This is a genomic window from Lachnoclostridium sp. An138 (assembly GCF_002160765.1).
GTDB classification, from domain to species: Bacteria; Bacillota; Clostridia; order Lachnospirales; family Lachnospiraceae; genus Laedolimicola; species Laedolimicola faecalis.
In genome coordinates this window covers 39,591-54,194 of sequence record NZ_NFLF01000011.1, presented here as the reverse complement: position 1 = coordinate 54,194, position 14,604 = coordinate 39,591, and the positions used below count along the sequence as shown (strand labels likewise).

The following is a 14,604-nucleotide window of genomic DNA, read 5'->3' as shown; positions in this document are numbered from 1 at the left end:
TTATTCACTGCTGCTGTCTGTCTCCTGCGCCGTCACTCCTGTGTCCGCGATAATCTTATCGTTGATCTCAAGTACAGTCGGTGAGGGATAGTAATCGTCCTCATCAAACAGGAACTTATGCAGCTCCGTCACATTTGCCACCAGATCCGCAGGAACTACCACCTGCTGGCCGTCCATTCTCGCGTCCGAGCGGTAACTTGGGAAACCGCTGCTCTCGCCCAGCTCATAAGACATCATGCTGGCCGCCATGCCAATCAGAGTCGTCTGCGGAATATTCGTAGCTATCAGCGGGAATACCTCATCGATAATGGAATTGATCGTACCAAGCCCCGCTGACTTGGCTTTTTCCACAATCTGCTCAATCACCCGGCGCTGGCGCTCCGTTCTCTCAAAATCGTTGTTTCCTACCTTACGGATACGGCAGTAAGCCGTAGCCTGCACGCCGTACAGAGTCTGAAGTCCCGGCTCTGTAATAAAATCGTTGTAGGGATTAATGGAGTCATCCTCTGCTTTCTCAGCGATCTCGGTTGTCTCGTACATGTAACCGTTGATAGCGTCGATCTCTTCCTCTTTGACGTCGATCTCCACGCCGCCCAGCAGATCCACCGTCTTAATCAGGGCGGTAAAATCTATACTCACATAATACTTGATATTCAAATCCAGGTTTGTATTCAGCATCTCCATGGCCTGCTTGGGGCCGCCTTTGGAATAAGCCGCGTTACACTTTCCGTAAGTATCGTCCGCCCGGTTCAGATAGGTATCCCGGTAAACGGACATCAGACGCACTTCCTTCGTCTCATTGTTGATACTGGCGATGATGATGGTATCGCTCAGCTCTCCCTCTCCAAGACTTCCCGGAGTTCTGGAGCCAAGGCCAAAAAGGGCGATATTCGTATACCCCTTCAGAAGCTCTGCCGTATTCGCGTCCATATCCTCATTCTGGCCCACCTCATCGGGATCAACTCCCAGGTTCTGGAGCTTTCCAATCTTGCTCAGACCGAAGACGCAGACGCCAAGCACCAGAATCAGCACAAATTCCACAGCCAGCATCGCAATCAGTTTTCTTTTCCGCTTTGCTTTCTTGATCTTTTTCTGCTCCTTGCGGCTCAGTTTATATTCGCCGTACTCATCTCTTTCTCTGTGAGTTCCGCGTTCCCGCCGGCTTTCGTTTCCCGTTTTCTTTCTTCTCGCATTTCTGCTTTTCGTATTGGTTGTCATAACATAACCCTTTCTGTTTCCCAACATTTAATAGGCGTTCTTGTTAATGAAGCCTTTGAAAATTGTCAGAAATAAGATTTTTATATCAAACCCCAGCGTCCAGTTCTCAATGTAATAAAGGTCATATTCTATCCTCTTACGGATGGAAGTATTTCCACGGTAACCGTTGATCTGTGCCCAGCCGGTCATGCCCGGACGCACCTGGTGTTTAATCATATAACGCGGGATCTCCTCCCGGAACTTTTCCACAAAAAACGGACGCTCCGGACGCGGTCCTACCAGACTCATATCCCCTTTTAAAATATTGAAAAGCTGCGGAAGCTCATCAATGCTGGTCTTCCGTATGATTTTTCCTACTTTTGTAACTCTCGGATCTCCCGGAACTGTCCAGGCGCCTCTCTCTTTCTTTGGAGACTGCACATCCATGGAGCGGAACTTGTACATCCGAAATGTCCTGTTATGAAGTCCTACCCTTTCCTGTGTATAAATCAGCGGGCCCGGAGAAGTCAGTTTGATGGCGATGGCCGTCACCAGCATCACAGGCGAAAAGATAATAATCGCGCATACCGCCCCTGCCAGATCCATGGAGCGCTTCATAAACGCGTTAAAGGTATTGGTCAGCGGCACATGACGGATATTGATCACCGGAAGGCCCATCAAATCCTCCGTATAAGGACGGGTAGGAATGATATTATTGTAATCAGGAATAAACTTTGTATGCACACCGGATTTTTCACAAACCGCTACGATATGCTCCAGCTTGGAATACTCACTTAAGCCCAGAGTAATCGCGATCTCATCCGGCTTCGCGGTCTCCAGAACTCCGGCAATCTCTTCCGTCCTTCCAAAGACCTCCACACCCCGGTATTTCATGCCGCACTGGACATTGTCATCCAGGATGCCCATGATATCGTAGCCCCATTCGGGATTGGCCTTGATCCGGTCAATGTATTCCTCAGCCGCCCGGCTGTAGCCCACCAGAATCATATGCTTCTGATTGAAGCCTTTCTGGCGGATATGCTGAAGCACCAGACGGATAAAATTGCGGAACAGGCATTCCAGCGTGATATTGGCAAGATAAAACCATACCAGCATCATACGGGAATAGTTGTTCGTAAATTCCACATTTTCCCTGAACAGGAACATGGCTGTCATAAACAGCACAATACCGATGGTGTTGGCCTGTACGATCTTTTCGACCTCTACCCGCTTCCTGCGGACGCTCTTTGTGGCATACAGGCCAAAAGCCGCGTACAGTATCAGATAGAGCGGAATCAGGAAGGGCAGCATGCTCATGTAATGCTGGAACAGAAAACCCGATATTCCACCCAGCATCTCAAACTGTATCGCCCATGCCAGGATATAGGCCGCCGCAATAATAAACGCGTCTATCACCACATGCAGCCGGTTAAAATGACGCTGGTTGTCCTTAATCACACTCTCTCACCCAAATCTCTTAACAACATTGATCCATAATTCTAACTGGATTTTAACATAGCAGGGCAGGTTTTTACAACTGAACTTTACCCTGGTGCCTTTTCCACACATGCGAACCCCCTCCAGAAGTCCCCGGGCATAGATGCCGCCCAGGCCCTTTCTGAGGAAAAATAGAAATTTCACTCCAAAGCCTGCCAGCAGAAACGGCAGATTCATAAGGAGCTGAAGAAAAGGCATATTTTTCCATATCAGATAAACATTATTGCGGGAGCTTAAGGTTACTTTGAATTCATTATACCTTGACCCGCTTGTGCCGCTTCCCGCGTGGAGAACTTTTGCCGCCGGGACATACAGATTCCTCCAGCCCGCGATCCGGGCTCTCCAGCCTACATCGATATCTTCCAGGTAGGCAAAATGGGCTTCGTCAAAATAACCGATTTCTTCAAATACGTGTTTCCGGTAAACTGCCGCCCCCGCGCAGGCCGCAAAAATTCTTCCCGGTTTCTCATAGTATTCCACCGGACGGTCCTTTCCTCTCGCGTAAGCCCAGCCAAGAGCGCAGTAAAAATTTCCTGCGTCGTCTGTCTTCTCCGGGTCATGAAGAGAAATCAGCTGCGCCTGTGCGGAAAAAGCGCGGCTGTCCGCCTCAAGCGCTTCCGCCAGGGCTTTCGTAAATCCGGGAAGCACCTCGGTGTCGTTATTCAAAAGAATCACATAAGGCCGCAAAGACGCCCGGATTCCTTCATTAACCGCCCTTGGGAAACCATAATTCTGGTCAAGGGCAATCAGGCGCACCTCCGGAAAACGCTCCTGTACAAGCTCTCTGCTTCCGTCAGAGGAGCCGTTATCCACCACCAGAATCTCCGACCGGGGCGCGTCTGCAAGCAGAGCTTTCAGGCATGTCTCAAGAAAGGCCATTCCATTGTAATTGGGTATCACCACGGATACCTTCTCACCTGCGTTCATACATCACCGCCCACGGCTCATAATAAATATGATACCCTTTTTCCTTCAGCTGTCTGCACAGCTCCGGAACCGATACAGTCTCACGTTCTCCCAGCAGTTCTCTTCGAATCAGAAAACAGTCTGTGGGAGCCTCCAGCTCCTGCTGAAGCAGGGCTCTGTGAAAATAGCCGGAATATCCCGCTTTCAGCCCTTCCATTCCCTGCGCAAACGGATCATGGACGCCGGCCATGCGGATATCGCACCGCAGCCTCTTATCCTTTCCATACACCCGCGCGCAGGCCATTCCCGCGTCCTGCCTTTCCAGGCAGGCCAGCAGCTGCTTCCAGAAGCCTTTATTTATCTTTGCCCTGCGGACACGGGTAAAAAGCACATAATCTTCCTTTCCCAAAATTGTTACAGAATTATTACATGCCTTATCATAATATACAACGTTTACACCCGTTTGTCCATCAAAATTTTCAAAAGATTTTATTAATAATTCTAAACTTTCCGGGTAGCAGACCCTGAAAAATCCATAATTTTCCGTATTCAGGACTTTCCCGGGCGTGCCCATTCTCTCCAGATGGGCTGCCACAGCTCTTTTTCCGGACTCAAACGCATAGAGCTTGCTCTCCGGATTTCCGGCTGTGGAGGAGGCATGACAGCGCCAGGAATATAATACCCGGGGCACATGGAGGATTTTGTCCGCCTTCTCCGTACAGCGGAAGATAAAATCATGATCCTGAGCCCCGTCGAATTCCTGGCGGAACCCTCCGGCTTCCAGCGCGATCTCCCGCTTCACCACAAAGAAATGGCAGATGTAATTATTGCTCCTTAAGTATTCCCCGTTAAAATCAGGCTTGAAGTGAGGCTGGAAATGGCAGTTCCTCTCCGGGTCCAGCTTATCCTCATCCGTATACACTGCGTCTGCCGGTTCTCCGTCATTTAAGGCCCGCACGATCTCAAAAAGGGCCCCTGGAAGAAGCAGATCATCGTGATCCAGAAGGCCCACGTAGGCCCCGGACGCTTCCCCGAGGGCCGCGTTTGTATTTCCTGAAATTCCAAGATTTTCGTCCAGCTTCCGGTAGCGCACCCGGCTGTCTTTCCGGGCATACGCTTCCGCAATCCGCTTCACCCCGTCCGACGGGCTTCCATCCGCGATGCACAGCTCCAGTCTGCCGTAGCTCTGTTGCAGCGCAGAATCTATCATCTGGCGCAGAAAAAGCTCCGGCGTCTCGTAAGCCGGCACAAGGATGCTGATCAGGGGAGAGAACGCAAATTCCACGCTCCGCTGCCTTTCCGTCTCTTCCCTGTCAGGAAGCTGTCCCAGAAGCCAGTCCTCATATCCCGCTTCCGCCCGGTTTCTGTCTCTTCTCTCTTTCACCTTCCGGTAAAGACGCAGTACGCCATACCGCCTCACAAAGCGCCAGCCGCGCCCGAAGAGTCCGATCAGTTTTCCCATGAAGCGCTCCTAGAAGGTCACTTCGCCGTCGTGGGCGATGAGAGACGCGGACTGCACAGTGTCAAGAGCGCAGACTTCCTTGACGAACGCACTCTCATCCTTTACCTTTACTTCCACAATCATATCCATGCCGCCGCCTGTGAGATTGCGGGATCTCACCTTGTAGAAACGGCTGTATTTCCTGGTGATATCCAGCACCCGGGACTCCTGATCCGCGTCGGCAAGATTCACCACCAGCATCATAGGCGCCCTGGAAGCCGGAATATTCTCCAGAACAAGGACGAGCACCGTCACCACAAGGCAGGTCAGAAGGGCTACTTCATAAAGGCCGGCGCCGCAGATGATTCCGATACTGATAGACCAGAAAAGAAATACCAGATCCATCGGGTCCTTGATGGCCGTACGGAAACGCACAATAGACAGAGCGCCGACCATACCAAGGGAAATCACCAGGTTGGACTGCATGGCCAGAATGATCGCCGCCGTGATCACGGAAATCGCCGCCAGGGATACATTAAATCCCTTTGAATAGAAGGATTTCCGGGTCATCAGCCGGTAGATCAGGAAGATATAACAGGCAAGAACGCAGGTCACCACAAAGGTAGCCATAATCCGTCCGGCCGAAATATCCATGCTTGTGAACCCTTCCAGAACCGAATTTTTAAACATGTCTTGAAAACTCATTTAGTGTTCCTCCATTTTTTATATATGAATACACGCCGCGCCGGGCGCAGCCGTTATTCTCTCTGTATCTCCCATCTGCGTTCCCGCCGCTTCTTAAGCCCGCGTTCCGGAAAGGGAATATCTTCTGCAGAGATAATATTTGGAAAAAGTGGTCTGCCTCAGACGGGACAGCTGCAGGTTCCTGCACAGATAATCCGGTAGAAATTCATCGTATTTCACCTCAAGAATCTGTCTGCCCGCCGGCATAATCGGCCTTCCCGGAATTCTTTTTTCCAGAAAAGACTGCACCGCGTCCGAGGAGCGGATATTGCGGTCAAAGGTCACCCGGGTATTTCCCAGCTTCTCCACAAAAGGCGTCCTGTCATACTCTACAATCACCTTCGGGCGCATCAGTCTCGTGCGCATCAGAAGATTCAGCTTCTGCAGCACCGGAGGATAAGCCGGGTCTGCCGGAAGAGGCCGGCCGGCCATCAGCTCCCGGCACTGCTGCTCCGAGAGAAGGCAGGAAAGCTTCTGGGTCATGCTGTGTTCCTTTCGTTTCAGCTCCAGACTGATACGGCCCGGATCGGCATTGTAAATCCGGATGCGGAATTTTTCTCTCGGATCGGTGCCTATCTCGTTTTCGTTATAGCAGCTGTTGTAATAATCATCAAAATACAGGCTGCGGATCTGATAGGTCCCGTCAGCCCCCGCATGTCTGTCCGGGGAAATCAGATGACCTATCCTGTTTTCCAGAAGCGCCAGCTGGGCCTCTGACACCATATATTTGATCTCATTCCGGTAATCCATAGCTCTTCCTTTCCCTGGGGCTTTACTCATATCCCAGCCCCATATATTCCTCCAGGTTTCCGTCAAAATAGTAATCCAGGATTTTCATGCGGTACAGGGCCATCCGGACGAACAGTTCGTAATCCTGTCCCGAATTGCTGTCCGGCCAGCGCTCCGCGTCACGCTCCAGCGCCCCCGAATCCCGTACCTGATGAATCAGTCCGTCGATCTCCTCTGTAAGACTCTCATCCGAAAGCACTCCCTGACGCAGTTCTTTCCACCTTTCAGACACATAATCACAGGAACCGTCCACATCAAGCTCAATGAGCCGGTCTCCGAAGCTCCAGTTGATTCGCTCTGAATAGAGCGCAGTGAAAAGCCCCACATCCCATACGTTATCCCCGGTTCCTTCGCTGAGAGCGTCTCCCCAGGTAATATCCATATCCCAGGGGGCAAAATAAACCACCTGACGGTTCCCCCTGTTTTTTGCCACATAATACATGTTTTTCCCACGGTTGTCAATTCCAAGAACCGCCTGAAGGTAAATCCAGATATCCAGAGCCCCTTCCCTGTCCGTAAGCTCAGAAGCCGCTGCCGCAAAAGCTTCATCGTCAGACAGATCCCGCAGCTCCAGGTAAGACAAAAGCGGCTCCCAGGAAGTCCTGTCTATCACTGTATGGCTGCCCTTCAGTTCAAAGCCGGAAAGGGTCTCTCCGTAAGCCTCCTGATTCAGCAGTTCTTCCGTAGACACATCCTGAGGCGTCACAGACTTATAGGAATATTCCTCCTGGCCGCCCTCCCCTTCCTTCGTCCGGTCCAGCTGTTTGGAATCCACCGGTTCCATCAGCACATAAAGTCCCCAGTACTCATGATTGAAAAAGACTTCCACATAAGTCATCCTTGTGCCAAAATACGCTTCCGGGAACTCCTCCTGATAAGCTCCTATTTCCGCCCAGATATCCGCGCTCAGCTTGTCACGGATTTTGGAGGAATCGCTGTACATGGCATTGAGCAGCCATTCATCATCATTTCGAAGTCCGAACAGGGATTTTTTATCCTCCACAATCTCCCCGTTCTTATTCTGCTTTTTCAGGCTCAGCTTATATCCCTTTTTCTCATAGGTGCGGCTGGTATTTCCCCTGATATTTGCTTCCAGGATACTCGAAGAGGTCCAGTCCACTTTTGTGCTGCTGTCCCAGAAATAGGCGCTTCCGCCAAAGATTTCCGCGTCCGCGTCCGCTTCTGTCTCAATGGAAACCACTGAAAGACCCGTAACCGTCAGCCAGCATTCCTGATATTCTCCGTCCCGCACCGCATAGAAACGAAATTTTGTGCCGTTTTTTATGGCCTCCTGCTTATCCGCGCCGGTAAAATCTTCCTCAAAAATCAGGCTTACGCCGGACGCGAGACTGGTAAGCTGCCCGCTCTCCCATATATCAGTCTCCATATTCAGGGGCAGGTAGAAGGTAGACGTATTCCGGTCATAGGGCAGCTGCTCGCCGGAAAAAGCCAGTTCCGTGAAAAAGGGCTCCGCCGCCTGCGAATGAGTCGCCAGAAGCCGCGAAATCTCCTCTTCCGTTCCCTCCTGAAACGCGATAGGACCCTTCCATAACGGCCACAGGAACAGGAAAGCCAGACTACACGCCAGCAGTATCAAATTCAGCAAAAGAGCTCTCCGTTTCCTCACTCTACATATTCCTCCAAATCCAGATAGGCAAGCGGGTCCGTAAGCTGTTCGTCCAGAAAGGCCATCCGCTCAAGGACCAGCTCCTTCAGGCTTTCGTAATCATCGTTGTGTCCGCCGTTCACCCACAGAGCCTCATCCCGGGAAAAGGCGCCGGAATCCACCACCTGGCGGGCATACGCGTCGATATGTTCCGTCAGCCATTCATCGGAATATACCGTCTCCCGGAGCTCTTTCCACCTTTCCTTCACCTTTTCCCGGGCATTATCCACATCAAGCTGTATCAGCCGGTCGCCCAGCTTCCAGGCAATCCGCATAGTCAGAATCTCTTCCGAAAACCGGGTCCGGTTTCCCGCGTCAAAATCATGCACATTTCCCCAGGTATAATCCATGTCCCAGGGCATAAACCGTATCCGGTACTGTCCGTCTTCCCAGACAGTTGGATAGAAAATGTTTCTTTCTATATTATCCATGCCGATGACCGCCTGCAGATACAGCCAGACATCCAGCGCATTATCCACATCGATCAGATTTCCTATCTCAGCTTTAAAATCCGAATCATCGCCTTCCAGATAAGCCCGGTAGGCCTCCAGTATCTCAAAATCCTCTTCCGTCTGCTCCGTCCAGCTGCCTTTCAGCTCAAAGACACCCGCGTCCTTCTGCTTGTACAGATATTCCACCGGCTGCGCCTCGCCTTCCCCGGTCAGGTCCAGCTGCTTGTAATCCACAGGCTCCATCAATCCGTAGATTCCCCAGTACTCTCCGTTCTGAAACACCTCTATATATTCCATATGATACCCGTAGAAGCCTTCCCCGTCAATCTCCAGGGATCCGGATTCATTCCAGATATCCAGGGACAGCTTGTCCCTCACCTTTGTATCCTCACTGTACATGGCATACAAAAGCCACTCATTATCACTTCTCATTCCCAGGAACGAGACATCATTCTTACGGAGAGCTCCGCTTCCGGTCTGATTCTTCTTGTACAGCGTGATTTTATAGGATTTCTTCGGATTCAGCCGGCTGCTTCCTCCCCGGATATGCCCGCTCATAACACTTTCCGTCACCCAGTCCTTCTTAGAATCCGCCTCGTAAAAGCGGAGAGTGCCGTAAATCTCATCATAGCGAATCTCAGCGCCCGTATCTGTATCCAGCGTCACTATCGAAAGTCCTGAAAAAACCACAGCATATTCCCGGTACACATCTTCGCTTACCGCCAGCAGGCGGTAGCTCTTTCCTGTCCGGACAGCCTCCTGCTTCTCATCCTCCATGGGATTATCCAGAAGATAAACTTTCACTCCGCCGCCTTCCGCCAGGAAAGTGCCGGTCTCCCAGTCTTCCTCGTCCATATCCACCGGAAGATAAAAGGTGCCGCTGGGCCTGTCGCAGGGCAGTTCCTCTCCCGCAAATATCAGCCCCTGGAGAAGCTCCTCCTCCGTGGCCGTCCGCCCCTCCTTAAGCGCCTCCGCTTCCTGCTCTGTAACCGCCTGACTCCCCATATCCGCCTCTTCCAGCGGGAAAACCACCAGTCTGAGATATCCGCAGACAAGCAGAAGCAGTCCGATTGCAAGCGCTGTCCTTCTATTCCGCATATCCGCTCCTTTCTCTATCCGAAAGTTCTCTATCAGAAAGATCAGTGCTTCTCAATAAAGATTTTTCTCGTAATGAAATTATAAACCATTACCACTGCCGTTGCAAAGATCTTCACAATCATGTAAGCATAACGCGCAAACGCTGACAGCATCTGGCTCTGCAGCATCAGTCCTTCCAGCCAGTCTGTTCCCAGCCACATAATAAGCTGGTTGATGCCAAGCCCGATCAGGCTCAGGATTACAAAAATGATAAACTGGGCCGCCTTGTTGGCTTCCTTGTCCGCGTCAAACACCACGGTAATGCTTAAAATATAGTTTACAATTGTCGAGATCGTGTAGGAACAGCCGCTGGAAATCAGCGACGGAATCCCCGCCAGTTCTGTCAGTCCGACCATGATGAAATAGTCGATGAAAAAGCAGAGGAAGCCCACGGCTCCGAATTTGATGATTTGTGCGAGTAATTTTTTCATAATTTTCTCCGTTTTCTTTTGAACCGCAGATGAATCTGCCAATATATCTATAAATTGAAAATCACAATACCAGCGATGATCACCACAAGCCCCAGAAATTTTCTTTTTCCAATTTTCTCCTTCAAAATAAAGTATCCCATTACCGAGACAAACACATAGCCGCTTGCCTCAAGCACCGGCCCCAGAGAAAGAGGCACAAATTTATATGCATACACCGTCAGAAGACTGGAAAGAAAAAACAGGCCGTATGCAAAAATCACTCTGAAATTCAAATACTCATCTATCCACCTGTCATATTTCCGGTCGGCGCTCTTTTTCAGCATAATCTGCGAGATCGAAGCCACCAGCACCGATCCCAGAAAGATTGCAATTCCCATACTATTTCTCCTCTTCCGATACCACCAAAAGAATTCCCGCAATGATGACGGCTGCTCCTATCACATTCATTACTGTGATATGTTCTTTAAACACCAAAACGCCCCATACCACTCCCCAGATTACTGTAACCGCTTTAGACGCGTAGGCAGTAATCAGGGGTAGTCTTTTGATGACCTGCTGCCATCCAAGCGCGTAGAGAGCCAGAATAAAAAGCACCCCTCCATAATACAGGACATACTCTCTGGATAAAAACGGCTGTCCTGCCGCCATTTTTGAGAAGATTCCACTCAGGGAATAAATCAGCAGAAGAAGCTGCAGTCCAAGAAAGGTCATTTTTTCGCTTTTAGTCAGTTTTTTCATCGCTGCCTCCGATTGTCTCCCGTATCACATACTGCGGCGCATTATTGATACTGATATAGATTCTTCCGATATATTCCCCTATAATTCCAAGCAAAACCATAATAATTCCGCCTATAAACAGAATCACGGTAATCAGAGAACTGTAGCCAAGCACTGTCGTATATCCAAGCAGTTTGCGCAGCACCATAACTACGCCATAGATAAAGCCTGCCGCTGCGCACAAAAATCCTACCACTGTAGCCAGCCGGAGAGGCTTGACCGAAAAAGCGGTGAAACCGTTAAACCACAGGCCAAGAAGCTTCCCCAGAGAATACCCGGATTTTCCTTCCATTCTCGCCCGGTGGTGTACTGGCACATTCGCTATATTCTTTGTACTTCTCAAAACCAATCCGCCTACATACGGATAAGAATTTCTGTACCGCAGCATCTCTTCAATGATAAATCTTCTCGCCGCGTAATAGCTGGTACATTTCAGTTCCCGGGGCTTTCCCAGAAGCACCTCTATCATTTTCTCATTGACCCAGCTTCCGAAGATTCGGAAATGGGACTGCTTGATCTCCGGATAACATCCGTATACCACGTCATATCCTTCTTTGATTTTATCGATCAGAAGAAAAGCCTCGTCCGCCGGCGTCTGTCCGTCGTCATCCAGTGAAACCACAATATCGCCGCTGCAGCTTCTGTATCCCGCCATCAGCGCGGCGTGCTGTCCAAAGTTGCGGGCCAAGGAAATTCCCTTCATATTGCCGTATGTCTTTACAAGCTTTTGTATCACTCCCCAGACCTGATCCGGAGAATTGTCATTAACCAGAACAATCTCATAGCTGCATTCCGGCCTCTGCGCCATCGTAGTCCTCAGCTCATCCACAACTTTCTCTATGGTATGCTCTGAGCCATAACATGGTATTACAAACGATACGTCCATTTTTTTCTCTCCTTCACCGATCTATCCGACCGGAATAAAAAAAGTGCTTATGTAATAAATCCCTATAAACAGCTGCAGCGCAAAAATCACCCAGCCGCCCAGGACAAAGATTCGGTCCTTCAGATTCTGATAGTCATATTCCCGGTTGCGCTTCAAAAAATACCGGAATGTCATTACATACACCAGAAACGTCGCCAGCACATATCCCCAGCCAAAGTTCCCGTGATAGCGCCGGTAGCCTGTCTCCGCCAGCGCCGCCGCCTCCAGAAAACCGGCAAACCACATAAAAAACGTCACCTGCATATCCCGCTCTTTCATAATACGCAGATTGGTCAGAATAATATAAAGCGGGAACAGGTATCCCAAAAGCATGGAAAAGGGGATGCTGGGAGAAGACGCTCCCATAACATCAAACCAGGCAATTTCAATCCCGCCCTCTGCTGAGCTGGATGTGCCAAAGGATACAATCATCTGCCACAGCATTACACAGACGCACGGTACAAATGCAGAGGCCGTCTGAAAACAGAAGCCAAATGCTTTTCCTCTGGTTCGAATCAGAAGAATAAGCAGATAAACTGCCAGTCCCGGGACAGCAATCTGAACGAAGCTCGGTTTGGCCAGGTTGCAAAGCACCAGACACACCGCCAGCAGAAGCCAGGTCTTGGCACTGAGCTTTTTCTGCTCCTCTTCATACTCCTTTAAAACTCTCAGAATCAGCAGAAAAGCCAGAAAAGCAAAGGGTCTGACACAAATCGTAGTAGGGTTGTGCCAGATATTCGGTGTCACCTGGCCATTGTATACATCAGGATTGTACCATGGAATATAAAAGGGCCCCACAAGGAGTAAAAACCAGGTGAGCGCTGCAATCCCCAGGCGTTCTTCTTTACACTCCTTTGCCAGATAAGAAAATACCAGCACGTAAGTGAAAGCATTTAAAAGACCTCCTGCAATCGCAGATGCCTCATAAGCCGGAGCTCCAGACAATTTCATAATTCCGGCCACCAAAAAGGCCCAAAAAGGATATCCGATTTCCTTCAATACAGGTCCAAGCCCGGACTGCAGAAGCAGTTCCGCATTCTCTGCATGTCCCAGATAATCGCTGTATGGATTTCTTACTGCTCCCATAATCACCTGATAGGTAATTACAAAAAGAAATACTGCAAAAAATGTTGCTACAATCAGGCTTCTTTTTTCATTCTTCATAGCTGCGCTGCCTCTCATTTTTCAGGACCACAAAATACTCATCTTCCAAAAGGACCTTATGCCCTTCCTCCTCGAGCTTGTTTTTCATCTCTCCAGTATACTCTTCTCCCTGTGTAATAACTGCGTATCCTGCCGTTTTATTGATTTCCAGATCAAGCATATAATTTGAACCGTAACCGGCAGGCAGGGCCAGATATCTGAAATCCACATCTCCATAAGTGGCCACTGTATTTTCCCAGGGTTCCGCGTTTACATCCAGCTCAATCACCTCTGCCAAAGCTGCTTTCTCTTCTTCGATGATATTCTCATTCTGAGAAGCTGCAAACCTTTCATCTGCCATAGAGCTGTAATATCCCCAAACACTTGTAATCTCAAACACTGTCATCAACAGGATAAGAATTTTCAAATTTTCCTTTTTTACAAAGCTCAGATAGATCAGCGCCATAATCAATCCAGTATTGATTCCCCTGCACAATGTCCACTCCTGACCTGTATAAAGCGCACAATATCCTATCAGAAAGCCGGTCATAAAAAATGCCGCCTCATAACAGTAAGATCTGTTCTCTTTGAGCTGCCTTCTTTTTCTTATTAAATCAAACAGCAGAATAAACAGGATTACCAGGTAGTTGATAAAGAACCAGGACAAGACTCCGTAAGTATCCGAGGATACCGAAAGTATGGAAAACAAGTCTGCCGTTCTCAGATTCTGCATAAAGTTTTCCAGGAAAAAGCATAGACCATGATAAATTCCATTTTCTGAAATCTGTTTGAAAATAGTTGTAATAGTGGAATCAACATAAGGCGCGCAGACGCTTGTTACCAGCCTGTTTGCAATAACTGTTACAACACCGGTAACAGCTGTAATTGCCACGATTTTCCCTGAAAATAACAAAATCTGCTTTTTTCTATCTGCATTGTCAAACTGTACTTTCCTGAAAATATACCAGCAATACACCGGAACTACAAGTACAAAAACCAGATACACCTGGATTGCATAAAAAAGGAACAGCGCAAAGGCTATACATCCGCACAATTCCCTTCTGGAAAAACGCTTTTTTTCTCTTGTACAGCGCTCCAGCCATAGCAATGCCCCTGTCAAAATAACAGCCAGAGAATATCGCAGTCCTTCCGACATAGAAGTCAGGGAGTATCCGATAGTAATAAAGCTGCAGCTGTATAACAAAATTAACCACAGGGTCTGTGTAACAGAAGGCCTCGTCATAATAACTAACAGCAGCATCGCCAGACACAGAAAGAAAATATTTGCCAAAGCCATTGACGAAAGTCCCCAGCCGAATATTTTCCCAAAAGCCGCATAAGGCAGCAGCGGCGCAATCCCCCAGGCTCCCCAGGTACCTATCTGGGCATGCGTGCCATTATACCCATAATACCCCAGAGGCTTCCCATATTCAATCACTGCGGCTACCTGATTGTACCATCCAATTTCATCGTTCCAGACAGGCTGCAGAATAGACAAT

General features: G+C 49.2%; 14 protein-coding genes. All 14 read right to left on the bottom strand.

What is annotated here, in order from left to right:
* Entirely contained in the window at positions 1-1,218 is a 1,218-nt protein-coding gene (locus B5E82_RS10495; protein WP_162610760.1) for an LCP family protein, read from the bottom strand.
* 27 nt (positions 1,219-1,245) lie between these two features.
* The gene (locus B5E82_RS10490) at positions 1,246-2,655 is read right to left on the bottom strand and encodes an undecaprenyl-phosphate glucose phosphotransferase (RefSeq protein ID WP_087307501.1); all 1,410 of its coding nucleotides are present in this window, start codon (positions 2,653-2,655) and stop codon (positions 1,246-1,248) included.
* A gap of 6 nt (positions 2,656-2,661) precedes the next feature.
* Positions 2,662-3,621 carry a glycosyltransferase family 2 protein gene (locus B5E82_RS10485; RefSeq protein WP_087307500.1) on the bottom strand — a complete coding sequence of 320 codons (960 nt, stop codon included), beginning with the start codon at positions 3,619-3,621 and terminating at the stop codon, positions 2,662-2,664.
* Entirely contained in the window at positions 3,608-5,062 is a 1,455-nt protein-coding gene (locus B5E82_RS10480) for a glycosyltransferase family 2 protein (RefSeq protein WP_087307499.1), read from the bottom strand. Before B5E82_RS10480 ends, B5E82_RS10485 begins: the two co-directional genes overlap by 14 nt.
* A 9-nt stretch (positions 5,063-5,071) precedes the next feature.
* Positions 5,072-5,746, bottom strand: a complete 675-nt coding sequence (locus B5E82_RS10475) for a DUF4956 domain-containing protein (protein ID WP_087307498.1) — start codon at positions 5,744-5,746, stop codon at positions 5,072-5,074.
* 93 nt (positions 5,747-5,839) lie between these two features.
* Entirely contained in the window at positions 5,840-6,565 is a 726-nt protein-coding gene (locus B5E82_RS10470; protein ID WP_087307497.1) for a polyphosphate polymerase domain-containing protein, read from the bottom strand.
* Positions 6,558-8,180: a CotH kinase family protein gene (locus tag B5E82_RS10465; protein WP_140393127.1), complete on the bottom strand. Its 1,623-nt coding sequence runs from the start codon at positions 8,178-8,180 to the stop codon at positions 6,558-6,560. Before B5E82_RS10465 ends, B5E82_RS10470 begins: the two co-directional genes overlap by 8 nt.
* Positions 8,181-8,197: 17 nt before the next feature.
* Positions 8,198-9,790, bottom strand: coding sequence for a CotH kinase family protein (locus B5E82_RS10460; protein ID WP_087307495.1), 1,593 nt, complete (start codon positions 9,788-9,790; stop codon positions 8,198-8,200).
* Between the two features lie 41 nt (positions 9,791-9,831).
* Positions 9,832-10,260 (bottom strand): GtrA family protein, encoded by a 429-nt coding sequence (locus B5E82_RS10455; protein WP_087307494.1) that lies wholly within the window; start codon positions 10,258-10,260, stop codon positions 9,832-9,834.
* 47 nt (positions 10,261-10,307) lie between these two features.
* A complete protein-coding gene (locus tag B5E82_RS10450; protein ID WP_087307493.1) occupies positions 10,308-10,637 on the bottom strand; it encodes an EamA family transporter in 330 nt (109 codons plus the stop codon).
* A gap of 1 nt (position 10,638) precedes the next feature.
* Positions 10,639-10,998 carry an EamA family transporter gene (locus B5E82_RS10445; RefSeq protein WP_087307492.1) on the bottom strand — a complete coding sequence of 120 codons (360 nt, stop codon included), beginning with the start codon at positions 10,996-10,998 and terminating at the stop codon, positions 10,639-10,641.
* Positions 10,982-11,923 (bottom strand): glycosyltransferase family 2 protein, encoded by a 942-nt coding sequence (locus B5E82_RS10440; RefSeq protein ID WP_087307491.1) that lies wholly within the window; start codon positions 11,921-11,923, stop codon positions 10,982-10,984. Before B5E82_RS10440 ends, B5E82_RS10445 begins: the two co-directional genes overlap by 17 nt.
* A 21-nt stretch (positions 11,924-11,944) precedes the next feature.
* Positions 11,945-13,126 carry a hypothetical protein gene (locus B5E82_RS10435; protein WP_087307490.1) on the bottom strand — a complete coding sequence of 394 codons (1,182 nt, stop codon included), beginning with the start codon at positions 13,124-13,126 and terminating at the stop codon, positions 11,945-11,947.
* A complete protein-coding gene (locus B5E82_RS10430; RefSeq protein ID WP_140393126.1) occupies positions 13,116-14,603 on the bottom strand; it encodes a hypothetical protein in 1,488 nt (495 codons plus the stop codon). Before B5E82_RS10430 ends, B5E82_RS10435 begins: the two co-directional genes overlap by 11 nt.
* Position 14,604 lies beyond the last annotated feature (1 nt).